Origin of the sequence: Nonomuraea jiangxiensis (assembly GCF_900099965.1) — a bacterium.
In the GTDB taxonomy this organism is placed as follows: domain Bacteria; phylum Actinomycetota; class Actinomycetes; order Streptosporangiales; family Streptosporangiaceae; genus Nonomuraea; species Nonomuraea jiangxiensis.
Window position 1 is genome coordinate 311,066 of sequence record NZ_FNDJ01000001.1, and the last position, 23,870, is coordinate 334,935.

The 23,870-nt window shown below is 70.9% G+C and carries 17 protein-coding genes and 1 pseudogene; 6 read left to right on the forward strand and 12 right to left on the reverse strand.

All coding sequences use genetic code 11. The features are described 5' to 3' along the window. The first annotated feature begins 8 nt into the window (after positions 1–8). From BLS95_RS01300 to BLS95_RS01310, 3 genes are read left to right on the forward strand one after another with little or no spacing between them, the layout of a single operon-like run. Positions 9–518: a GbsR/MarR family transcriptional regulator gene (locus BLS95_RS01300; RefSeq protein ID WP_218135531.1), complete on the forward strand. Its 510-nt coding sequence runs from the start codon at positions 9–11 to the stop codon at positions 516–518. Continuing rightward, entirely contained in the window at positions 515–1,321 is an 807-nt protein-coding gene (locus BLS95_RS01305; RefSeq protein ID WP_090928196.1) for a class I SAM-dependent methyltransferase, read from the forward strand. The genes BLS95_RS01300 and BLS95_RS01305 overlap by 4 nt, the downstream gene beginning before the upstream one ends. Before the next feature lie 35 nt (positions 1,322–1,356). Next, positions 1,357–2,556, forward strand: a complete 1,200-nt coding sequence (locus BLS95_RS01310) for a cytochrome P450 (RefSeq protein WP_090928198.1) — start codon at positions 1,357–1,359, stop codon at positions 2,554–2,556. Between the two features lie 27 nt (positions 2,557–2,583). Here the strand turns inward: BLS95_RS01310 and BLS95_RS58835 are convergent, their stop codons facing one another. Both BLS95_RS58835 and BLS95_RS01320 read right to left on the reverse strand, forming a co-directional pair. After that, positions 2,584–7,035, reverse strand: a complete 4,452-nt coding sequence (locus BLS95_RS58835) for a caspase, EACC1-associated type (RefSeq protein WP_176992971.1) — start codon at positions 7,033–7,035, stop codon at positions 2,584–2,586. A gap of 168 nt (positions 7,036–7,203) precedes the next feature. Further along, the gene (locus tag BLS95_RS01320) at positions 7,204–8,487 is read right to left on the reverse strand and encodes a C39 family peptidase (RefSeq protein ID WP_090928202.1); all 1,284 of its coding nucleotides are present in this window, start codon (positions 8,485–8,487) and stop codon (positions 7,204–7,206) included. Positions 8,488–8,690: 203 nt separating this feature from the next. Between BLS95_RS01320 and BLS95_RS01325 the strand changes: the two genes are divergently transcribed. After that, on the forward strand, positions 8,691–9,392 hold the full coding sequence (locus tag BLS95_RS01325; protein WP_090928204.1) for an adenylate kinase family protein: 702 nt from the start codon (positions 8,691–8,693) through the stop codon (positions 9,390–9,392). A gap of 30 nt (positions 9,393–9,422) precedes the next feature. Here the strand turns inward: BLS95_RS01325 and BLS95_RS01330 are convergent, their stop codons facing one another. The 9 genes from BLS95_RS01330 to trpB form a co-directional block, all read right to left on the reverse strand. Next, on the reverse strand, positions 9,423–9,947 hold the full coding sequence (locus BLS95_RS01330) for a MauE/DoxX family redox-associated membrane protein (RefSeq protein WP_090928206.1): 525 nt from the start codon (positions 9,945–9,947) through the stop codon (positions 9,423–9,425). Positions 9,948–9,949: 2 nt separating this feature from the next. Next, entirely contained in the window at positions 9,950–10,477 is a 528-nt protein-coding gene (locus BLS95_RS01335) for a S26 family signal peptidase (RefSeq protein ID WP_090929089.1), read from the reverse strand. Between the two features lie 15 nt (positions 10,478–10,492). Continuing rightward, positions 10,493–12,313 (reverse strand): ABC transporter ATP-binding protein, encoded by a 1,821-nt coding sequence (locus tag BLS95_RS01340; protein ID WP_245764754.1) that lies wholly within the window; start codon positions 12,311–12,313, stop codon positions 10,493–10,495. After that, positions 12,306–12,845 carry a TlpA family protein disulfide reductase gene (locus tag BLS95_RS01345; RefSeq protein WP_176992972.1) on the reverse strand — a complete coding sequence of 180 codons (540 nt, stop codon included), beginning with the start codon at positions 12,843–12,845 and terminating at the stop codon, positions 12,306–12,308. The genes BLS95_RS01340 and BLS95_RS01345 overlap by 8 nt, the downstream gene beginning before the upstream one ends. A gap of 326 nt (positions 12,846–13,171) precedes the next feature. After that, on the reverse strand, positions 13,172–15,106 hold the full coding sequence (locus BLS95_RS01350) for an AfsR/SARP family transcriptional regulator (RefSeq protein ID WP_143043545.1): 1,935 nt from the start codon (positions 15,104–15,106) through the stop codon (positions 13,172–13,174). Between the two features lie 77 nt (positions 15,107–15,183). Beyond that, complete coding sequence (locus BLS95_RS01355; protein WP_090928215.1) at positions 15,184–18,072, reverse strand: AfsR/SARP family transcriptional regulator; 2,889 nt, start codon at positions 18,070–18,072, stop codon at positions 15,184–15,186. Positions 18,073–18,304: 232 nt separating this feature from the next. Continuing rightward, a complete protein-coding gene (locus tag BLS95_RS01360; protein WP_090928217.1) occupies positions 18,305–19,060 on the reverse strand; it encodes a GntR family transcriptional regulator in 756 nt (251 codons plus the stop codon). A 9-nt stretch (positions 19,061–19,069) separates the two neighbouring features. Beyond that, positions 19,070–19,882: a tryptophan synthase subunit alpha gene (gene trpA / locus BLS95_RS01365; protein ID WP_090928219.1), complete on the reverse strand. Its 813-nt coding sequence runs from the start codon at positions 19,880–19,882 to the stop codon at positions 19,070–19,072. After that, positions 19,879–21,090 carry a tryptophan synthase subunit beta gene (trpB, locus tag BLS95_RS01370; protein ID WP_090929092.1) on the reverse strand — a complete coding sequence of 404 codons (1,212 nt, stop codon included), beginning with the start codon at positions 21,088–21,090 and terminating at the stop codon, positions 19,879–19,881. The genes trpA and trpB overlap by 4 nt, the downstream gene beginning before the upstream one ends. Before the next feature lie 359 nt (positions 21,091–21,449). Here trpB and BLS95_RS01380 point away from each other — a divergent pair. Further along, a pseudogene (locus tag BLS95_RS01380) lies at positions 21,450–21,770 on the forward strand (protein-L-isoaspartate O-methyltransferase family protein); the annotation flags it as partial. Between the two features lie 28 nt (positions 21,771–21,798). After that, a complete protein-coding gene (locus BLS95_RS01385; protein ID WP_090928225.1) occupies positions 21,799–22,278 on the forward strand; it encodes an AAA family ATPase in 480 nt (159 codons plus the stop codon). A gap of 57 nt (positions 22,279–22,335) precedes the next feature. On the opposite strand, the gene BLS95_RS01390 is transcribed toward BLS95_RS01385, so the two are convergent. Further along, a complete protein-coding gene (locus tag BLS95_RS01390) occupies positions 22,336–22,944 on the reverse strand; it encodes a hypothetical protein (protein ID WP_090929095.1) in 609 nt (202 codons plus the stop codon). Positions 22,945–23,870 lie beyond the last annotated feature (926 nt).

Consider the following 23,870-nt stretch of genomic DNA (forward strand, 5'->3'; position numbering starts at 1 on the left):
GTACGTACTTGACGATGTGGGCGGAGTTGCCGAAGATGGAACCACGGGAGGCGGAGTTCGTTGACCGGATGGGGCTGGTCATGGAGCGGTTCGGCGGGACGCGGACGATGGGCAGGCTCTACGCCTGGCTCATGATCTGTGACCCGCCGCACCAGTCGCTCACCGACCTGGCCGCGACGCTGAGCGTGAGCAAGACCGCGATCAGCACCGTGGCCAGGCAGATGGAGACGGCCGGGATGCTCGAACGGGTCCCCACGCCGGGCCGCGAGCACCACTACCGGACCGTGCACGGCGGATGGGCGCAGATCATGCGCGTCCAGTTCGCCCACCTGCGGGCGGGGCTGGAGGCGCTGGACTTCGGGCTGGAGATCGTCGGTGACGACCGGCCCGAGGCGCGGGCGCGGCTGCGGGAGTCCCGGGAGTTCTTCGCCTTCACCGAGCACGACGCGGAGCTGATGCTCCACCGCTGGGAGGAATACCGCGAAAAAGCGGAGGCCGAGGAGGGGCAGGCCGGATGAACACGCAGAAGGTCGACTTCAGAAGCATCCCCGACGAGGGGGTGACCTGGACGCTCCTGGGCACGCTCTACCTGCGCGCGTGGGAGAGCCGCCTGCCGGCGCCGATTCTCGGCGACCGCTACGCCGCCGAGGTCATGGAGCGGATCGACTACGACTTCGACAAGCTCGGGCGGCGGCTCCGGCCGAGCGGCAACCAGTTCCTGGTGGGGCTGCGGGGCCGGCAGTTCGACGACTGGAGCGCCGCCTTCCTGGCCCGGCATCCGGACGCCGTCGTGCTGCACCTGGGCTGCGGCATGGACAGCCGGATGCTCCGGCTCGACCCGGAGCACCGGCTGCACTGGTTCGACGTGGACGTTCCCCAGGTCATCGAGCTGCGGCGGCAGCTCTATCAGGAGCAGGGCAACTACCGGATGATCGGTGCCTCGGTGACGGACGACGGCTGGCTGGACGCCGTTCCCGGCGACCGCCCGGTCCTGGTCGTCGCCGAGGGGCTGCTGCCCTACCTGAGCGAGCCCGAGGTGCGCGGCCTGCTGCGGCGGCTGACCGAGCATTTCCGCACCGGCGAGTTGATCTTCGACGCGATGGCCCCCTGGATCGTCCGGATGGTCAAGGTCGCTCGGTGGGGCCCGCACGACGGCGCGGAGGTCGAACGCTGGAACCTCCGCCTCACCTGCGCCGAGGAAGTGTCCTTCGGCGAGCACTACCGCAGGATCCCGGTCCGGCGCTACCGCGCCCTCTACCGGCTCATGTACGCCATACCCCTGATGCGGAACATGGCCAGGATTTTCCGGTTCACGTTCTGACTTCCGCGACCACACCTACGACCTAGGGAGAGACGATGACGGACATCGTCGAGCGGTACCACATCCCCGAACACTTCTTCTGGTTGCACGGCTCCCGTAAGGGGCAGCCGGTCGAGCACGACGCCGCGGCCGGCATGTGGGGCGTCTACGGATACCCGGAGACGCACGAGATCCTCAGCGACCCGGCGACGTTCTCCTCCGACACAATGCGCCTGGTCCCCGAGGCGATGCGGCGGGACATGGAGGACTTCTCGCTGGAGGGCTTCATCACCCAGATCGACCCGCCGGAGCACGGCAAGCTGCGCAAGCTGGTCAGCAGCGCCTTCACCCGCAAGGTCGTCGCCGATCTGGAGCCGCGGATCGCCACCGTCACCCACGAGCTGATCGACGCGGCGAAGGAGCGCGGCGACAGGTTCGAGCTCGTGGCCGACCTGGCCTATCCGCTGCCGGTCATCGTCATCGCCGAGCTGCTGGGGGTGCCCAGCAGCGATCGCGCCCTGTTCAAGAAGTGGGCCGACGCGCTGTTCCAGCGCGACAGCAAGACCTCGCTCAATCCCGACGCGGATCAGAGCGAGCAGGTGCGGGCCGCGATGAAGCCGTGGCACGAGATGACGGACTATCTCGCCGCCCACGCCGCCGAGCGCCGCCGGCAGCCGCGCGCCGACCTGCTCACCAGGCTGGTCGAGGCCGAGGTGGACGGCGAACGCCTGCCCGACGAGCAGGTGGTCAACTTCGCGATCGTGCTGCTGCTCGCCGGACACGTCACCACCACGATGCTGCTCGGCAACACGGTGCTCTGCCTGGACGCCTACCCCGAGCAGCAGGACAAGGTACGCGCCGACCGGGCCTCGATCCCGGCCGTCATCGAGGAGTCCCTGCGGCTGTTCACCCCGTTCGCCGTCCTCGGCCGCGCCACCACCCGCGAGACCGAGCTCGGCGGCGTGACGATCCCGGCCGACCAGGTGGTCATGGTCTGGCTCGGGGCGGCCAACCGGGATCCCCGGCAGTTCCGCGACCCCGACGCCTTCGACCCCGGTCGCGACCCCAACCCGCACCTCGCCTTCGGCCGCGGCATCCACTTCTGCCTGGGCGCCCCGCTGGCGCGGCTGGAGGGGCGGGTCGCGCTGGACATCCTGCTCGACCGGTTCCCCGCGCTGCGCACCGATCCGCAGGACCCCGTGGTCTTCCTCCCGACGCCGAACATGACCGGCGTGCGCCGGCTACCGCTGCTCTGACCCCGGACCGGGTGGGTCACAGACAGCTCACGGGCAGGGGGCTGAGTAGGGGCGGCCCGGGATGTACCGGGCCCACTCGGCTCTGGTGATCGCCGTGCCGGTGGCCTCGCAGACGTTCTCGCTCGCCTGCTCCACGTTCAGACCCCAGAGCTGGGCGCCCGGGCCGGACGTGCTCGCCAGGACCGTGCCGTCCTGGCCGAACTCCACGTCCCCCGCCGCCTCCCGGCCGGTGAGCACCGCCCACAGCGCCGGGCGGGCGCGGTCGGCGACGTCCCAGACCCGGATGGTCGAGTCCCGTGAGGCGGTGGCGAGCAGGCGGCCGTCCGTGCTGAAGGCGACGCCGGTCACCTCCGCGGAGTGCCCCGGCAGGACGGCCAGCCGCCGCGGCCGCTCGGGGGCGGAGACGTCCCAGAGCCGGGCCGTGCCGTCCGAGGCCGCCGTGGCCAGCGTCCTGCCGTCCCTGCTGAAGCGCAGGTCGAGCAGGCCGCCGGGATCGGCGTCGAGGTCGCCCAGCCGGCGCGGCTTGGCGGGCTTCGAGATGTCCCACAGGCGAACGGAGGACGTGCCCGAGCCGGTCGCGAGGACGCGCCCGTCCGGCCGGAACGCGGCCGTGCCGAACCGGTCGTCGGCCGGGCCGGGCGTGGCGACCCGTTTCGGGGCGGCGGGGTCGGCGACGTTCCACAGGAAGGTGCGGCCGTCGCGTCCCGTCGTCGCCAGCAGCTTGCCGTCCGGCCCGTACGCGACCGAGCGCACCCCCGTCGAGTGGCCGGACAGCGTCGCCACCAGCGTCGGGCCGGCGGGCTCGGCCACGTTCCACAGCCGGGCGGTGCCGTCGAGGGAGGCCGAGGCCAGGTGGCGGCCGTCGGGACTGAACGCCGCCGCCAGGACGAGCCCGGTGTGCCCCGTCAGCGTGGACAGCGGCCTGCTCACCGCGGGGTCGGAGACGTCCCAGAGCTTGACCGTCCGGTCGTCCGAGGCGGTGGCGAGGGTGGTCTTGCTGATCGCGAGCCCGTTCACCGGATCGGTGTGCCCGGCGAGCCGGGCGCGCGGGGTCAGCCGGGCGGGGTCGGCGACGTTCCACAGGCGGGCGGTGCCGTCGGCGGAGGAGGTGGCCAGGCGCTGCCCGTCCGGGCTGAAGGCCACCCCCGTCACCGCGTCGGCGAACCCGGTCAGGGTGCCGATGCGCTCGGGCTCACTCGGGGTCTCCACGTTCCACAGGCCGACGGTGGCGTCGGCGGAGGCGCCCGCCAGGACCTTGCCGTCGGGGCTGAAGGCGACGTCGACGGCCGCTGCGCCGCTCCCGCTCGCGGCGCCGCTCCCGCTTGTCGTGCCGCTTCCGCCCGCCGTGCCATTACCGGCCGCCGTGCCGCTTGAGTCCGTCGTGCCGCTTGTGTTCGCTGTGCCGCTTGCGTTCGCCGTGCCGACGAGCTTGGCCGCGGTGATGTCCCACAGGTGCAGTGCCCCGGTGGCGGCCGCGGTGGCCAGGTAGCGGCCGTCGGGGGCGAACGTGACGCGCCGGACGGCGCCGTCCGGCGCGGCCAGCGCCGCCAGGCTGCGGGGCCGCTCGGGAGCGGCCACGTCGAGCAGCGCGATGCCGCCGGTGGCGGAGGTGACCGCGATCATCCGGCCGTCCGGGCTGAAGGCCACGCCGGTGGGGTCCGCGTCCTGGCGCAGGACGGAGACGGGCCGGGGCTTGCTCGCGGTGGCGACGTTCCACAACCGCACGTAGCCGTCGGAGGAGGCGGTGGCCAGCAGGTCTCCCTCGGGCGCGAACGCGACGGAGCCCACCCGTTCCGTGTGGCTCTTGAGCGTGGCCAGGCTCTTCGGCCTGGCGGTGTCGGTGACGTCCCACAACCGGGCGGTCTCGTCCGCGGACGCGGTGGCCAGCACCCGGCCGTCCGCGCTGAACGCCGCCGCGGCCAGGCCGCCCTTGTGGCCGCGTACGACGCCCAGCGCCCGGGGACGCAGTGGGTCGGTGACGTCCCACAGGCGGGCGGTGCCGTCGGCGGAGGCGGTGACCACGACGCGGCCGTCCGGACGGTAGGCCACCCGCTCGACGGAGGCGGTGTGCCCGAGCAGCCGCGCTCCCACCGGCCGCGACATGCTCCCGAGCAGCGCGCCGCGCGCCTGTGGGGTGGCGGAGATCCGGTAGGCGCTCAGGGCGAGCAGGGCGCCCAGCGCCGTGTCCCGCGCGTTGCCGGCGGCGGCGGCGACCTGGCGGGAAAGCTCCTGGTCGCGCTGCCCGGCGGCCTGCGTGGCCCGCTCGCCGGCCGCCCTGCCCTGCCGCAGGGCCACGACCCCGCCCGCCGTCGCCGCGAGGAGCAGCACCGCGAGCCCGGCGATCGTGCCGCGGGCGATCAGCGAGCGCCGTCCCCGGCGGCGCGCGGACGCCCGGAGGAACTCCCGCTCCGCCTCGTCGAGCCCGTCCCCGGCCGCCGCCCGGGCCGCCGCCAGCGTGCTGTCGTCGTACAGGAACGAGGAGGGCTGCCCCTGCTGCTGCCACAGCTGCGCGTCCTCGGCCAGGCGGCGGCGGACGAGCAGGCCCGCCCGGTCGATGCCGGCCCAGCCGGCGAGCCGGGGCCAGGCGCGGATGAGCGTTTCGTGGGCGATCCCCGCCACGCCGCCGGCCACCGTGACCAGCCGCGCCCGCACGAGCTCCGCCAGCACCTGCTCGTGGATGGACGGCGGGCGGGGGAGCAACTCGGCCACCGGCACCCCGATCCCGGCGGCGCCGCCCGGCGCGTCCACGTCCACCAGCCGCACCAGCAGCTCGCGGACGACCGGCTCCGACTCCGCGCCGAGCTTGCGCACGGTGTCCTCGGCACTCGTCACCAGGGCCTTCGTGACGCCGCCGGCCGCCCGGTAACCGGTCATGGTGAGCATGCCGCCGGTCCGCCGCTGCCAGGTGGCCAGCAGGGCGTGGGAGAGCAGCGGCAGCGGGCCGCCCGCTCGCTCCAGCGCCGCCGCCTCCACCAGCAGGTCCTCCAGCAGCAGCTCGGTGAGCCCCGGCTCGACGGCCAGGCCGGAGCGGGCGGCCGGTTCCTCGATCGCCGCGCGCAGCTCGGTCTCCGTCATCGGCACCACGGCCTCGGGCCGCCGCGTCGCCTCCAGCAGGCCGGGATAGGCCGCGCACCGCCCGAAGAAGTCGGCGCGCACGGCGATCACCACGGCCGCCGCCGCGGCCAGCTCGCCGAGCGCCGCCACGAACCGCCGCCTGACCTCCTCCTCCGCGCAGCGGGTGAACACCTCCTCGAACTGGTCCACCACGACCAGCGGCCGGCCGGCAAGCCCCCGCCGCGCCCCGGCGGGGTCGGACTCGATGATCGCGCGCAGGCGTACCGGATCGATGTCGCCCAGCGGGGCCAGCGCGGACGCCAGCGCCCCCAGCGGATCCGCGCCGGGCACGAGCAGCACGCACGTCTCGGGCCGCAGCGCCGGGATCAGCCCGGCGCGCAGCAGCGAGGACTTGCCGCAGCCCGGCGAGCCGGTCACGATCACCGGCCCGCCCGTCCGGAACGACCGGGTGCCCGCCGCGGGCAGCGTGCCGTCGCCGGGGAAGGCCTGCTGCACCCGCGCGACCAGCAGCCGGGTCATGGCCTCCCGGCCGAAGAACAGCTCGGCCTGCTCGGGCCCGTATCCGGCCAGGCCGGGGTAGGGGGCGGCCAGGTCGCCCGGCGCGCCGACCGGCGGGCCCTGGCGGGTGTCCGGAGCCTCGTGCGCCGGGTTGACCGCGAAAGCCGGGCGCTCGCCCGGCTCGCTCACCACCCGCCGCGGGCGGGGGAAGCCGGTGGCGGGCAGCGTACGGGCCAGCCGGTGGTAGACATGGTCCAGGGTGAACGCCGGCGGCCCGGCCGGGTCGCCCTCGTTCAGCAGCCTGACCAGCGCGCCGCTCAGCGCCGTGTGCCTGACGCCGGGCAGCGCCCAGGTGTTCCCGTCCCGGCTCGACGACGCCAGCAGGTAGGAGCCCTGCCACGTCGTGTCGAGCGCCCGGTCCAGCGCCTTCGCCGGGGTGCCCGGCACGCCCGGGATGAAGCAGCAGTCCAGCACCACGACGGAGAGCCCCGCCCGCGAGGACGCCAGGATGTCGCGCACCACGCTGTAGGGCAGCGCCTGGTAGCCGGGCACCCCGTGGCCGAGGTCCACGGTGGCGCCGGTGGCCAGGTGCAGCTCCCCGTCCGAGCCGAACAGACCGTGCCCGACGTAGTGGAACAGCACCGCCGACGTGGCCTCCGCCGCCGCCCGGTCGAGGGCCTCGCCCAGGTTGGCCGGCGTCGCCGGGTCCAGCAGCACGGTCAGGCAGGCGGGGTCGAGCCCGGCCCGCTCGACCAGGCACCGCCCGAGGTCGCCGACAGTCGGGGCCACGGCGGGCGCCTGCGGCAGCCGTGACCCGGGGCGATGTGACCCCGCTCCGGCCACCAGCACCCGGACGCCCTCGGCGGCCAGCAGCAGCGGTGGACCGTTCCATGCGGCTCGCCGCACGAACCGGGTTGTCTCGAGCGTCGCAGATTCGTCCTCGGTCATCCGGCGCTCCACGGCATGGCAGGTCAACGGCGGTGGTGGCGGCCCCCGGGAAGGCGGCGGGCGGGCCCGCGGCTCCCGGTTGTCAGGGTACGCAGGTCTCGGCCCGCCGTCGAGGCCACCGGTGGCTCACCAGTTGGCGGGCATCCCCGGGGTGGTGGCGGGCAGGTCGTGGCCGGGCGGATGGATGACGTAGGTGACACCGCCGCTGCTGGAACCGCGCAGCCACACGTTCTCGAAGGCCGCCCGGGGATAGACGCGGCGCACGGCGGAGTTGCGGGGCGAGGCGGGATCGTTGGCGATCACGTCGCCGGTGGGGGTGAAGCCGACGACCGCCATCAGGTGGCCCTCGGTGCCGTAACCGGCGCCGGGCAGCTCGCCCTTCTTGAACGACTGCGACGTGATGACCGGGATGCCCGCCTTGATCAGGCGTTCCAGCTCGGTCAGCGAGCGCAGCCGGGTGACGAATCCGTCCATGCCGTACCGGCCCGCGTAGGCGATGTTGAACACCCAGTTGCCCGTCCCCTTGTAGGCGTGGTCGTAGGTGTAGCGGGCGGCGTGATCCACCTCGGGGTTCGGATCCGAGGACGCCACCCAGGCGGTGTCCTGGGCGCTCGGCCACCTGCCCCAGTAGCCCAGGATCATGGTGGTCGAGGTGGGGCTGCACCAGGCCTCGCCGCCGCCGTTCCACTCCGGGTAGTGGCCCTGGTGGACGTTCTGCGAGCGGCGCGGCACGGCCAGCTCCGTGCCCCAGGCGCCGCCGCTGGGGCTGACCGGGACGGTCTTGCGCGCGGGCACGTTGGAGGTCATCACCCCGGCCGTACGGACCCGCGGCCGCACTCCGGAGCCCGGCGCGCGGTAGAGGGTGAGGCGCAGCTGGTAGCCGGTCATGGGCTTGCCGGCCGCCGCGACCAGCGTGTCCACGGCGACGTCGGCGTCCGCGTCCCGCTGCCCGGGCACCGACGTGCGGCGGATGTCGCCCTCGGCGTAGGACCAGCGGCCGAGCGAATACCACTTGGTGAGGCCCTCGGCGTTCCTGACCCGGGCCTCGACCTGCAGCCAGCTCCGCGGCGGCACGTCCGCCGTCCAGGAGGCGATCAGCTCGGTCGCCGGGAAGCCGATCTTCTGCTCGGGGCCGGTCCAGCGGGCGTACTCCCAGGTCTTGGTGCCGAGGGCGTCGGTGTGGGCGACGGTGCCGGCGGCCGTGCCGAACGACAGCCCGGCACCGGCCGCCGCGCCGAACGACAGCCCGGCACCGGACGTCGTGCCCTCGTACGCGCCGGTGCGGAAGTCGGCCCGTTGGAAGGCGACGTCCGGCTTCGGGGCGGGCCGGCGCCCGCTCGCGGCCTCCGCGGGGGCGGTGAGGGCAGGGACGAGGAGGAGGGCGGACAGGAACACGGTCGGCAGACGCATGAATCCACCCTCCCCCGGCGGCACCTGACCTCGCCGGGAGTTGGCCAAGTGCGCAGGTAAAACATCGGGAGCCGGGCGTGGCCGTTGGCCGGGCCTTTGCCCTGCCCCTGTTCCGCGTGCCGCGCCGGCCGGTTTACTTCGCGTCCGGGAGTCCAGGATGGGAGGGTGGCTCGGCAGATTACTTGACCCCTGGGAAGTGCGACATGCGGAAATACGTGATCATGGGCGTACAGGGGAGCGGCAAGGGCACGCAGAGCGCGATGCTCGCCGCCGACCTCGACCTGGTGCACATCAGCGTGGGAGACATCTTCCGCTGGCACGTCAAGAACCACACCAAGATCGGCGCCCAGGTTCGGCGCCTGGTCGCGGCGGGGGAGCTGGTCGGCGACGACCTGGTGGCGGACGTCGTCAGGGACCGCCTCCAGTTGCACGACTGGAACTTCGGATTCATCATCGACGGCTTCCCCCGCAACCGGCCGCAGGCGGAGTTCTTCCTGGAGAGCTACGACCTCGACGGGGTGATCCACCTGGACCTGCCCGACGAGGAGGTCCGGCGTCGCGTCCTGGCCCGGCGGCTCTGCTCGCGCTGCGGCATGGACTACAACCTGATCGCCCACCGGCCGGAGGTGGAGGGGCGCTGCGACGTGTGCGGCGGCGAGCTGGTCACCCGCCAGGACGACACGCCGGACGCCCTGGACCGGCGGCTCCGCGAGTACTACGGCAAGATCGACCCGGTGGTGGAGCTGTTCAGGCGGAAGGAGTACGTGCGGACGATCGACGCCCGTGCCGACAAGGTCACGGTGCAGCAGACGATCCGCACCGGCTTCAACCTCCCGCCCTACACCGGCGCGGTGAACAGCCGGGTGAGCTCGGCGGGCCCGTCCGGGGGACCGGCGGCGGTGTGACGTAGGTCGTACGGGTTCTTGCGGGTGCCATCATTCTCGACCGGCTGATACCGGCTGGAACAGTTTGATCACATCATCCAGTCGTGCGGCTGTGATGCCGAGAAGGGTCCCTGTGATCGCCGTGACCAGTATCGCTGCGGCTTCCCCCGTTGTGTCACGGTCAGACAGGAGGAGACCGGTCGCGGCGACGACGGCGAGTACCCCGTTGCGGATCACATGTGCCATGCCCAGCGGTGTTGTGGACGAGCCGAAACACCTGCACGGAACCTGCCGCCGGCGCCGCAGTGCCATCAGGATGGCGAGGCTGAACGCTCCCATCAGGAAGCACGCGAGAGCGAATCCGGCTGGTGCGGCCACCGGGACGGCCAGGCACAGAAAGACGGCGCATTCGGCCGCGACGACAGCCAGGGAGACCGGGTACGCCCACCGAGCGGGCAGCACGCGCATCTCACGAAGCGACTGATCGAACGCGTGGAAGGCGACCAGCTTGGACATGACGGCGGCGACGAAGACCGTTCCGATGAGGAACTCGGCGCCCAGGACGAGGTACTGCACGGTCAGCTCCGCGGGCGGGGGTATCGCTCGACGAGGTGCACCGGCTGCATGCCGGCCTTGGGGGTTTCCACCATCCTGACAGCCGGAGGAGCATTCTCGGCAGAGGTGGCGTGCGGCAGTCGGGTCACGGCCACGCCGAGCAGACTCTCGCTGGCGAAATACCCGGATTGCCGGGAGTCGCGGCTGTGTGCTCGGTTGTCGCCCACGAGGACGAGTCGTCCCTCGGGCACGACGACGTCGCGCGCGGATCTCAATGACGGGATGGCCGCCTTCGGCACCGGATCGCCGGGCACCGCCAGCACCCGCTTGATGACGTACGGCGGCTGGGCGACGCCGATCATGTCGTTGGCCAGCACGACGACGTGGCCTCGGCGTACGCGCCCTGGCGAGATGCGACGCACCAGCAGTCGGTCGCCGTCTCTGTAGGTGGGGAACATGCTGGTGCCGCACACGGTCACGATGACCAGATGTTTGTGCAGCCACCACACGGCAAAGCTGATCGCGATGAACCCCGCCACAGCGATAATCATGATCATCCGACCCTCTCAATGGGGTTGATAGTCGATTGCCTGCAGAGAGAACATCTGGGCGTACTGCCCGGCGGCCGACATGAGATCGGCGTGCGGGCCGCGCTCCACGATGACGCCTTCGTCGAGGACCACGATCAGGTCGGCGTCGCGCACCGAACCGAGGCGATGTGAGATCAGCAGACTGGTCCGGCCGTCGCCATAGGCGCGGAGACCGCGATGGATCTCGGATTCCGCCTCGGCGTCGAGCCCTGAGCTCGGCTCGTCCAGGATCAGCAGGTCTCGGTGTTCACGGATGAACGCCCGGGCCAAGGCGAGCCGCTGCCATTGCCCGCCCGACAGGACGACCCCGGATCGCGGGTCGGCCTTGTCCATCTCGTCCAGGAACATGCGCGACAGCATGGTCTCGTATCCCTGCGGCAGCGCGGCGAGAGTCTCGTGGACGTCCGCCCGGACGGCCGCGGCCGTTATGCGCGCCTGGTCCCCGATGGCGGAGATGTCGCCGAGGGCGATGTTCTCTCCTGCGGTCAGGTCGTATTCCATGTAGTCCTGGAACACGGCGGCCACACGCTCGCGGAGCCGCTCCGGTGCCACCGAGCGGATGTCCACGCCGTCCCAGAGAATCGCTCCGCGCGTGGGGTCGTAGAAGCGGCACAAGAGCTTGACGAGTGTGCTTTTCCCGGCTCCGTTGCGGCCGACCAGGGCCACGGCTTGGCCGTACGGGATTCGGAGGTTGACGCCGCGGAGTGCCCACGGGTGGTCCGCGCTGTAGCGGAACCACACGTCTCGCAGCTCGATGCCTTCCCGTAGTGGTCCGATGGGCGTGGGTGAAGCTGGCACGGGCAGGTCGGTGGGGGCGTTGACCACCGCGCAGTAATGGTCGAAGAGCAGCAGCCCGTGGTGTCCCCGGGCGATTCCGCCGATCATCGCGCCGAGCGCGGCCTGGACACCGGCGATGGCGGCCACGAAGAGCGAGATGTCGCCGACCGTGAGGCTGCCACGCCAGGCCGCGAGGATCGCCCAGACCAGCCCGCCACCGGCTATCAGCGTGCCGAGCGCGCCGAGGACGGATTGCACCAGCAACTCCCTGCCATCCGTGCGGCGGCGGACGGTGTCGACCGCCCGCCGCTCCCGGAGCATGCGCCCGCGCAGGAAAGCGCCGATCCCGAAAAGACGGATCTCCTTTGCGGCGTCCACACTGCTGAGCAACTGGCTGTAGAAGAACTCGCGCCGCTCGGCGGGGCTCACCTCCACCGTCATCCGCGCACGACGCCGGGAGAGCGCCAACTCGGCCGCCAGCGTCGGCACAACGGCCATGAGTACGACCGCCGTGATGGCCGGGCTGACGGAGAACAGCACGCCGATGAAGCCTGCGGTCATGAGCGCCCCACGCACGACGCTCAGGCCCGCGTCGAGCAGTCGGCCGATGCTGTGCGCGCTCTGATCGGCCAGCCTCAATCGGTCGAGGAACTCCGGGTTCTCGAAACGGCCGAGACCGATGAAGCGTTCGACAGCCGCGTACAGTCTGTCGAACGCGACGGCGCCGATACGCCGATCCAGTTCCCCGTCGAAGAACTCCGTGATGTGCGGCAGGACGGCCGCCACCAGACCTGCGACGGCGATCGCGCAGGCAAGGACGAGAACATTGCCCTGGTCGGAGGCGAGGAGGATCCGATCCAACACGGTCTTGGTGAGCCAGGCGATCACGACGGGAACGGCGGCCGAGGCGAGAGTGAGGGCCACCGGAACCAGGAGCGCGCCCCGCGCGCTGTGCCAGGTTAGCCTGACCGCGAACAGGGCGTCGGCCACCATGGCTCGCGCCGTCAGACGGTCACGCACGCTGCATCACACTCCGTGCCGCCATCTCCATCACCATCGGGCCGGTCGCCGTCACAGTGCCGGTGCCGTCCAGCAGGGCGAGAGCCGGATACCCCCGCACTTCGAACGCGGTGGCCACCGGTCCGCCATGAGGCTCCACGATCACTCGGCTGACCGGGGTGAGCTGCACGACCATCTCGGCCGCCGCGTCCTCCTCCCCAGAGACGATCGCGAGTATCTGCCGACGCCCACCGGCCGCCTCCCGCGCGTGGCGTACGAAATCGGGCAGGGTCTCCTTGCAGGGGCCGCAGGTGGGAGAGAAGAAGCCGACCAGCGTCTGATCGGCGAGCAGATCCCTGCTGACAGGCTCGCCGTCCGTCGTGGTCGCGGTGAAGGCGGCGATCGTCTTCCCCACCGCGGCCATGGTGTCGTCGCCGCGCGAGGACAGCAAGCCGGAGTGCTCGCGCAGTCTGCGGATCACGCCGATGGTCAGGACGAGGTTGAGCAGCGTCAGCGTGCCTATCAAGGCAAGGAGCGAGAACAGGACTGGCATGAGCTCTCCTAAGGTCGATTCGCCTGACATGGCCGTTGCTCTCGTGCGTCGCCACGAGGCTGCTCTTTCCAGGCATACGGCGGCGCATATGGCGTGCATGCCGACGGGTGGGCAGCGTATGCGCCGCGTGTGCGGGGCCCGCAACGTCGAGCGGACAGCATCACTGGTGCCCAAGCCTTCGGAAAGGAGAACAACATGCGTTTCGCCGGAAAGGTGGCCGACCTGGCGTTGCGGCTGGTGGTCCCGCAGACCACCGCGGCGGCACGGTCGTGCTGGGATTGCGGTTCGCAGTGCCAGAACTGTGCCGGCTCGCGGTACCGTTACTGCTACTGGGTCTGCTGCTCGGACGGAACCGCGACGAGATACTGCACCGCGTGCACCAGTCCCTGCTGATCTCGCGTCCGCTGTTCGCCGCCTCCCGCCCGGTGCTGGGAGGCGGTGCCCGGCTTGCCGCCGATCCCGGCACCACACTCGGCGGCGAAGAGCGCCACCAGAGAGCTGATGCGGTAGAGGTCACTGCCGGAGCTGTCCAGCAACCGTAGATCGACGAGGCGGTCCAGCGCCCGGTGCGGTAGGAGGCCGGAATCCTCAGTCGTCCGCGCCGGGCGTTCAGCGCTCAGAAGAGCCTTCCCTACCAGGGCAAAGGCAGCTACGGCGAGGTGGTCGAGCGGATTGTGGCTGTCCTCCAGCGCTCGGAGGCTGGCCAGCAACCGGGAGCGCAGGCTGAGATCCTCGAACTCCAACTCGTCGAGCCGGCACGGACTGTCGCGCAGTCGTGCCGCGAAGTCTTCGAGAGAGCAGGACGGACGGGTGGCCAGGCGCGCGCCGACGATGCGGAGTGCCAACGGAAGATGGTCACACAGCCGGACCACCTCACGAGCGGCGTCCGGCTCGGCCACGACGCGCTCATTTCCCGCCACGTGGCCGAGCAGGTCCACCGACATCGTGGTCGACAGCGGCTGAAGGTCGCAGTGGTAGGCGCCGTCGAGCGTCGAGAGCATGCGCCGACTGGTGACGATGCACGCGGAGTGCGGCTGAGGCGGCAGCAACCTCCGCACCTGGCCGACGTCGACGGCGTTGTCGATCACGAGGAGCATGCGTCGTCCGGCCAGCAGCGAGCGGAAACGGGCGACGGACTCATCGGCCGAATCGCCGCTCTGGCCGGGACGGCCGGTCAGCGCGCGCAACGCGCCGTCCAGCACCGCACGCTGGTCGGTGGGTGGCTGATCAATCGTGTTGCCGCGCAGGTCGAAATAGAGGTGACCGTCCGGAAACTTCGCGCTGACGGCGTGCGCCAGCCGCAGGGCCAGTGCGGACTTCCCCACGCCGGCCGGACCATGGATGGCGACCACCGGCGCCTCGTGGGCCAGCACTCTGGTTCGCAGGTCCGAAAGCTGCGTCTCTCGGCCGACGAGACGGGCGACGTCACGGGGAAGCTGGTGCGGCACGACCGGGGGAGTCAGGGTCCACGAGGAAGAGCCGTCGACCATCGTGAGCGGCTCCTGCCGGCTTCGGCCCGCGGCCGAATCGCGGTGCAAGATCGCCGTCTGAAGCTCGCGCAACTCCGGCCCCGGCTCCATGCCAAGGCGGTTGACGAACGTGGACCGAGCATCAGCGAAGGCGCCGAGGGCCCCCGCCACGTCGCCGCCGCGGTAGAGCGAGAGCATGAGAAGGGCCCACGCGCGTTCCCGGCAAGGGTTGTCGGCCAGGAACGCGCGTGCCTCGGACACCACGGTGGCCAGTTGGCCTTGCGCGAGCAGGGCCTCCATGAGTTCTTCCGCGGCGCCCAACCTGCTCTCTTCCAGACCGAGCAGATGTGGTGCCAGGCCGGGCAGCCGTGGCACGTCTTGGGCGGCTGGACCTCGCCAGAGACCGAGTGCCTCCCGGAGCAGGCGGACCGCGAGGTCGAGATCGGCGCGTCGCAAGGCGGCACTGCCCCGTCGCGCGAGATCGCCGAACGTGGCCGCATCGATCTCACCGGCGGCGACCCGCAGGTGGTAGCGGCCGTCCCGGGCCTTGAGACGATCGCGGTCTCCGGGGCCCAGAATGCGGCGCAGTTTGGAGGCGTAGCTGCGCAGGTTGGCCTTCGCGGAAGCCGGCGGTTCACCGTCCCACAGCGACTCGGCCAGGCGATCAAAGGAGACCGGCCGATTCTTTGAGAGCAGAAGGGTGACCAGGAACGCGTTCGACCTGGCGCCACCCAAAGTAATCGTGTGCGACTCGTTGGCGATGCAAACTGGTCCCAATACGTGAAAGCGCACTTCTCCCCCCAGCGACCGAAGACTGGGAAGCCTAGACCTACCGGCTAAGGAGGTTCTGAAATGGCGCCGGTCGCTCGTCAGCGAGCCCGTATCGAAGAGTCGAGCAGAGCGCACACCTCGGCCACCTCCGGGGTGTCGCCTGCCTGCAGCAGGCGGAGTGCCGCCTGCCACTGCCGCCGTGCACCGGCTTCGTCCCCGAGTGCCTGCGCCGCTTTGCCCAGGCGCAGCAGTGTGCGTCCCTCGCCGTACTGATCCCGGATCTCCCGCGCGATCGTCAGCGCCAGTTCGAGCGCCGATGTGGCCTGCGATGGCCGATCCGCCTGAAGACAGGTGTCCCCGAGTTCGCAGAGCAGGGCCACTTCCTTGTGCCTGAGCCGAAGCTCGCGCACCACCGCGAGGCCGGCTTCGTGTGCGACGACGGCGTCGGTGTGCCGCCCCGCTGATCTGTGGGTCTTCGCCAGATCGTCGAGGGCGTCCGCCTCCCCCTCGCGATCGCCGATGTCACGCAGGAGGGAGATCGCTCGTGTGCCGCTGTCAAGGGCGGCTCCATGGTCTCCCTGGTCACGGTGCGCGGCGGCGAGGTTCATCAAGGCATAGGCCGCGGCGCGCGGATACGCCGCCTTCTCTGCCCGGTCCAGTGCGATCTCGTATCTCCGTACGGCCTTCGCCGGCTTGCCCATGCGATGGTGGATCACCCCGATGTTGATCTGCGCGCGGATCTCCCCCCTGATGTCCCTGAGCCGCTGATATGCGTGGGCGCTCTCATGGAGGTAGCGCACGCTTCCGGCGTCATTGCCCTGGTGGAGGCGTAGATTCGCGAGTTGGTCGGTGAGCTGGGCGATGGCGGCGAAGTCCGCGTGGGCGCGAGCCGCATGCAGGGCGCGCACGGCGCCGGCCGCCCACTCCCCGAACTGACCATCCGCCCGGAACAGCCAGTAGAGCGCCGACACGAGCCTGCACGACAGAGGCCAAGCTTCGGGCAGGTCACCTCCTTGCCGCACGACCACCAGGAGATTCTGCCGTTCGGCACGGAACCAGGCGATCGCCTCCTCCGGCGTCACAAGCTGCGGCAGTGCGATTTCGTCCGAGGGCACCGGCGCCTTGTCCTCCGGTTGGATCAGCCGGGCGGCGCACTGGGCGGCCGCGACGTACCAACGCAGCACCCGGATCGTCGCCGACCGCTGCTGCCGTTCCGGCTCCTCCTCCCTGGCACGCTCCGCGGCGTACAGCCGGATGAGATCGTGCATGCGATAGCGGCCCGGTCCGGACCGGACGAGGAACTGGAGCCTGGTGAGTCCTGCCACGACCTCCTCGGCCTCCTCCGCGGATGCGTCCGCCGCCCGGGCGATCACGCCGAGCGTCACCTCGTGCGCGTCGATCAACCCCAGCAGTCTGAACGCGCGCGCGGCGGTTTCATCCACCTGCTCCCGCAGGAGCTGGTAACTCAGCCCGAAGCTGGCCCTGAGCGAGAGATCGGCGACCTCCAACTCGGCCAGCCGTTGGTGCTGGTCACGGAGACGATCCGCGTAAACCGTGAGGGTCTGTCCAACCAGGTGAGCGCGGGCGCCCGCGATACGGAGCGCCAGAGGCAGATGTCCGCAGTATCGAGCGACCTGCGCCGTACCGTGGGTCTCACGGGTGCCGGTGATGCGGGTGAGAAACGTGGCGGACTCGGACGCGCTGAACACGTCGAGATTCACCCGGTGGGCGCCAGGGAGCGTGACCAGGGGATCCCGGCTGGTGAGCAGGGTGGCGTTCTCAGGATCGCCCGGCAGCAGCGGCAGCACCTGGCGCACGTCCCGGGCGTTGTCCAAGATGACGAGCAGCCGTCGGCCCGACACCAGCGTCCGATACATCGCGGCTCGCTCGGATTCCGAGCGGGGGAGATCCCTGTCGGCGACGCCGAGGGCTCGAAGGAAACGAGCCAGGACTTCGATGGGGGGCATCGGGTTCGCCGTCGCGCCCTGAAGATCGACATGGAGCAGCCCATCCGGATAGTTCCGGCGCATCAGGTGGGCCACATGGACCGCCAGGGTCGTCTTGCCCACGCCTCCGGCACCAGCGATGACGCAAACGGGTGGGGCGGTCCCGCGCCCTGCGCCGAATTCGCCAAGTATTCGCTGGATTTGCGCGACATACTGCGCCCGGCCGGTGAAGTCGGCGACGTCCGCCGGCAATTGCACCGGCACCGTGACCGGCCTCAGCTCCTCGGTTACAGGAGTATTCGCCAGAATGCGCTCGTACAATCGCCGTAGCGATGGACCGGGCTCAACGCCGAGTTCCTCGTCCAGGAGCAGCCGAGTCTCGTGGAACACCTCGATGGCCGCACTCTGCCGGCCGTCGAGGTGGAGCGCCATCATGAGTTGTTCCCGGAAACGCTCCCGAAACGGGTGCTCGGTCACGAGGCGGGACAGCCGCTCAAGCGGTTCGGGGCGGCCTAGCTTGAGTTGGGCGTCGAAACACTCCTCCAGCACCGACAGGTGCATCTCTGCGAGCAAGGCGCGTTCCGTTTCCGCGAACGGCCCGCTCAGTCCGCTGAGCGCCTCGCCGTGCCAGCGCGCCAGCGCCCGGGTGAAGCGGGTGGCAGCGGCATCGAGGTTGCCATGTGCCCGTGCGCGGCGAGCGGTGGCCACGTCCGCGTGGAATGCGTCGAGATCGAGGTCATACGCTCCCGGTGCGAGTTGGTAGCCGGTTCGTCCCAAACAGATGATCTTGCTGGTCTTGTGGTCCAGCACCCGCCGCAAGCCGGAGATGTACGTGTGCACCGCGGCGGCCGCTCGCCTGGGCGTGCGATCCCCCCACACGGCGGTGATGATTTCATCGCGGCTCACGGCGCGCTCCCGTCGCAGCAGCAGAACGGCGAGCACACACCGCGGCTGAAAGGCGCCTAACTCGATCTCTTTCTCTCCTCGCCAGGCCCGCACGGGGCCGAGGACGGAGAATCTGAGCACATTACCGTCTGCCATGAAGCTCTCCCCGCGAGCTGTCGACGAAATGCAAACATCGGGTGTCAAGTGCGGAAGATCATCAATGTCAGTCTGGCACAGGCGCGTCGCCTTGATCGTTCCGCGAACAGCCCCCAGGGTTTCAGCCGAAGGTTCCGGGACGCATGAATCATGGATCCTCTCCCTGACCCCGACCAAAGACTCGATCAGGAAGAGGCACCACGAATCGCGTCGGAGCTACCTGGCCGACGCTCTAGCTGGTGGCGCCCCAGGTGAGGGAGAGGCCGGTGGCGGCGCGTTCGGTGCGGATCTCCATCATGGTGCCGAGGATGGTGGCGTGGTCGGCCACCACGGGCGTGGCGTCGAGCGTGTAGGTGATCCGGGTGCTGACGAGCACCGGGCTGCCGGCGGGCTCCTGGAGGTGGCGGGCGGCGGCGGGGTCGAGCAGGCCGGGCCGTACGACCTCGGAGGCGCGGGCGACCGTCACCCCCGCGTCGGCGAGGGCCGCGTAGAGCGAGACGTCGGCGAAGTCGCGGTCGCGGATCTCGTCGGCCACCGGCCGGCGGACCCAGGACACCTGGTGGATCGCGGGCCTCCCGCCGAACTCGCGGACCCGCTCCAGCCGCAGCGCGGTGTCGCCGGGACGCAGCCGCAGCTCCGCGGCGATCCGGGCCGGGGCCCGGCGCACGGCCCGCCCGGCCACCACGGTCCGCACGTCATGGCCCTGCCGCCGCAGGTCGTCGACCAGGCTGCGCAGCGCGCCGAGCTGGTAGGCCAGGTGGGCCGGGGCGACGAAGGTGCCCTTGCCGGGCTGCTGCACGATCAGCCCTTCGCCGCTCAGCTCCCGCAACGCCTGGCGCAGCGTCATGAGGGTCACCCCGTAGGAGGCGCTCAGCTCCCGCTGCGGGGGCAGCGCCTCTCCAGGGGAGTAATGTCCCGACCGGATCTTCGCGGCGAGGTCGGCGGCGATGGCGCGGTATCTCGCCTCGTGCCCGGCGTCCGAGGTCATCGTGGTCGGTCACTCCTGGTCGAGGGCCCTTCGCAGGGTCGCGAGGAAGGCCCGCAGGTCGTCCGGCCCAGCCCCGTCGAGCACCCGCCGCATGACCGCGGCGCCGACGACCACTCCGTCGGCGTGCCGGCCGGCCTCCCGCGCCTGCTCCGGCGTGGAAATGCCAAATCCTAGCAACACCGGCCGGTCGGTGCCGAGCTTGATCCGCCGCGTCAGCTCCGTCGCCGAGGCGGCGAGGTCGGCTCGCTCGCCGGTGGTGCCCATGATGGACACGGCATAGACGAACCCGCGGCTGCGGCGCCCGATCTCGGCCAGCCGCGGCTCCGGCGTGGTCGGCGAGGCCAGCAGGGCCAGCTCGATTCCCGCCGCGGCGGCCACGCCGGTCAGCTCGTCCGCCTCGTGCAGCGGCAGGTCGGGCACGATCAGTCCGGCGACGCCCGCCCGGCGCAACGCCGCGCAGAACGCCTCGGGGCCGTCGTGCAGCACCAGGTTGTAGTAGGTGCTGGCGACCAGCGGAATGCCCAGGTCGGGCAGCTCGGCCAGGTCGGCGAGGATCTGCCGGGTGGTCGCGCCCCGGGCCAGCGCCGCGTCGGTGGCCTCCTGGATGGTGGCGCCGTCGAGGGTGGGGTCGGAGAACGGCAGGCCGACCTCGATCGCGTCCGCGCCGGCGGCGGCGAACGCCCGCAGGTACGCGGTCCAGTCCGGCGTGATCCCTCCGGTGACGTACGGCATGAGCAGCCGTCGCCCGCCGTCGCGGCGGGCCCGCAACTGCCGCTCGACCGAGCCCTGGTCCAGGGCGGCATTGGAGAGGGAGTTCGTCATAGCAGCTCCTTCAAGGTCGAGACGTCCTTGTCACCGCGCCCGGACAGCGTCAGCAGGACCGTCGAGCCGGCGGGCAACTCGCCGCTCCCCGCCGCGCGGATCACCCAGGCGAGGGCGTGCGCCGACTCCAGCGCCGGCAGGATGCCCTCGGTGCGCGCCAGCCGTGCCGTCGCGCCGAGCACCTCGTCGTCGGTCACCGTGACGTAGCGGGCCCGGCCCAGGTCGCGCAGGTGGGCGTGCTCCGGGCCGACGCCCGGGTAGTCGAGCCCGGCGGCGATGGAGTCCGCCTCGATGATCTGGCCCTCGTCGTCCTGCAGGAACAGCGAGCGGAACCCGTGCAGGACGCCGAGCCGGCCGCCGCTCGCCCCCGCGCCCCCCGCCGCCTCGACACCGACGAACCGCGCCGGGGTGTCCACGAACCCCGCGAACGTGCCCGCCGCGTTGGACCCCCCGCCGACGCACGCGACGACGTGGTCGGGCACGCCGGTCACGAGCTCGGCGGCGCACTGGACGCGCGCCTCCTCGCCGATGACCCGCTGGAACTCCCGGACCATCCACGGGTACGGGTCAGGCCCGACGACCGAGCCGACACAGTAGTGCGAGTCGTCGGTCGTCCCCACCCAGTGCCGCATGGCCTCGCTGGTGGCGTCCTTGAGCGTACGGCTGCCGGAGGTCACCGGCACCACCTCGGCGCCCAGCAGGCGCATCCGGAAGACGTTGAGCGACTGCCGCTCCATGTCGCGCTCGCCCATGAAGACCGTGGCCTCCAGGCCGAGCAGCGCGGCGGCCGTGGCGGTGGCGACCCCGTGCATGCCGGCCCCAGTCTCGGCGATCAGCCTGCGCCGCCCCATCCGCGTGGCCAGCAGCGCCTGGCCCAGCGCATTGTTGATCTTGTGTGACCCGGTGTGGGTGAGGTCCTCGCGCTTGAGGTAAAGCTGCACGCCCAGCTCCCCGGACAACCGCCAGGCGGGCGTGAGCGGGGTGGGCCGCCCGACGTGTACGGCGAGCAGCCTCGTCAGGGCACCCCGGAACCCCGGATCCGCCCAGGCCCCCCGGAACGCCTCGTCCACCTCCCGGCACGCCTCGGCCAGCGACTCCGGCACGTAACGCCCACCGTACTCACCGAACCTGCCCCGGGCGGCGGGCTCCCCCATCACCCCGGACCCGGCGACCGAGGCCCGCCAGGCCAGCACGTCTCGCGTCTGCATGTTCACTCCCGTTCTATAATCCTAGAGAGAGTTCTATAACAGTTTCAGTGTGACACAGCCCCCCGGATACGTCACCCCTGCCCGGAAGCCCACAGCCTCGGCCGCGCTCCGGGCCGTGCCACGGCACCTGTTCGTGCCTCCCGTCGGCATGGCCCTCGCCAAGGACGGCCCCCGCCTGATCGACCAGGACGCCGACCCGGCCTGGTGGTGGGCCACGGTGTACGGGCCGGACGCCATCGTCACGCAGCTCGACTGCGGCGCGACCGGCATCCGCGAGATGTACGGGCGTTACACCTCCTCCAACTCCGCACAAGGGACCGTCGTCGACCTACTCACCCTGCTCGACCCTCAGCCGGGGGCACCGCGTCCAGGAGGTGGGGACGGGCACCGGCTGGACTGCCGCGCTGCTGTCCCACCTGGCGGGCGAGGACGGCGCGGTGACGTCGATCGAAGTGGACGCCGCGGTCGCCGAGCAGGCGGCGAAGAACCTGGCCGTGACGAGCGTGCCGGTGCGCCTGCTCGTCGGTGACGGCGCGCTGGGGTGCGCGGACGGGGCGTCGTACGACCGCGTGCACGTCACGTGCGCCGTCCACACGGTACTTATTCGGCGGTGGCCGACAGAGGAAGTCCATGGCCGGAAGCCGGCGCATCGCCGATGTCGGGGAGATGAAGCCGACTGAGATCAGGGCTGTCCGGTAGCCTCGGCTGATGGCGAAGGTCTTGGTCACGGGGATGTCGGGGACCGGCAAGTCCACCGCGTCAGAGATGCTGGCGGCCCGGGGCCATCGCGCCGTCGACACTGACACCGACCAGTGGAGCCACTGGGTGACCCTGCCGGACGGATCCACTGATTGGGTGTGGCGGGAGCAGGCCATCAGCGACCTTCTCGCCAACCACCATGAGGGCGCCCTCTTCGTGGCCGGCTGCAAGTCCAATCAGGGCCGGTTCTACCCGCAATTCGACCACGTCGTACTGCTCAGCGCTCCCGCTGAGATCATGCTTGCCCGCATCGCGACGCGAACCAACAACCCCTTCGGCAAGCGCCCCGAGGAACGTGAAGCCGTCTTGCGCGACCTGGCCAGCGTGGAGCCGCTGCTCAGGGCCACCTCCACTGTCGAGATCGACGCTTCCGCGCCGATCGACGAGGTCGTCCGGCAGCTTGAGGAGCTTGCGCGAACGACGCCGTGATCAGTGAGTGCCTGCCGATCTCCGGCAGGCATGTCAGTGGGCGGTGAACCTCGGGGGTCAGGGGCGGACGAAGTCCAGTTCGTCTGCTCGCCGGAGGTCCTTGGGGCGGCCCAGGGCGCGGCGCATCCGGATCAGGTCTTGCCGGGAGACGTAGCGAACTTCCAGGCCGCCCGGGTCGACCGCGACGATCGTCCGGTCGAGGATTTCCCGGACGTGAAGGTCGCCCCAGGGGAGCGCCGGGGTGCAGCAGTCGCCGCCGGCTCCGGGTGAGGTGAACTGCACCTTGGGGCGGAGAAAGGAATCCGGGTGAGTTGCTAAGGGGTTGCCTGTTTCGTCGGTGAGCTGGGCGTTGACGGAGGTGAAGGCGGCCGCCAGAGCCGGGGCGTTAGCCGGGGCGCCGTCCCAGAGCAGGTCCAGATCGCCGGTCAGTTCGGTGGATCCATGCATGATGCCGGCGACCTGCCCGATCACCGCGACTCGGACGCCGTTGCGATGGAGGGCTTCGAGCAGCGGGAACGGGTCGAACCCGAGGGCGCCGTCCGTGCCGATCGTACCGACGTCGTCGTCGGCGTCCTGGTGGCCCAGGCCGGTGCCCGCCCGGTTGAGGGCCAGTTCACGGGTACGCCGTACGGCGGCGCGAAGTCGTTCCAGCGGTTGGTCGATCATCTGATTCATGCAACACCGGCCGCACTCATGGCGCACTCGAATTTCTTGAGAAAGACAGCTCTCCAGGGTTGCAGGGATAGGCACTCCAGCCTCACCGCTGCCCGATTCAGGCGCAGGTCGCCGAGGAGCCCTTGCATGGCACTTATGCGGCTCAGCTCGCGCGTGAAAGCCCTGGCGCGGGCTTCCGATCCCCTCCGTGTACACCTGAGAAAACCAGTCGATCAGGAGCCTGACCAGAAGTTACGGTTGCGGCTGGCTCTCGTCGTTTTCTCGCTGTTCTCGGCCATCCCACGGAACAACGACGGAACAGGGCAGGAGGTTGCTCATGGCGATCCCGAAGAAGGGCTCGCGGCTCATCACCGTCGACGGCACCGTATTCCGCTGGCGCGTCCGTCGTAAGCCCACGTACCCAGGGGAACAGTTGGGGCCCGATGACGTTCGCGGTGGAACTGGCCGGCGCGTCAGGTCGCGTCCTGCTGGTGTCGCTTCCCTGCTCACGGCCGGACGCGTGGTGGGGAGAACGGGCGATGGCCATATGGCCGGCCCTTGTGACGGCGACCATACGCATGGCGCTCGGTCACGGCTGGGATCCGCGGCATGCAGGCAACGCGTACGAGCTTGCCCTTACTGATGAGGACCTGACCGAGTTGATGAACGGCCGACCGCCTGTGTACGACGCCCCGTTCATGCGGAGATAGCTTCCTCGGCGACCAGCACGACCGTCCGCTATCAGGCGGCGCAATTCCCCCCTGCTCGGTTGATCGGAACGGTGGTCAGGTGCGTGTGTACGGTGGCGCAGATGTGCCGGTGTGTGGGACGTCGCGATCGCCCCAGCCCCGGTGGGCGAGAACCGAAGTCAGCGATCGTCACGGCCTTGGCCGGCGACGACGGTTTTCAGCTATCGCAGACCCAATGCCACCTCGATA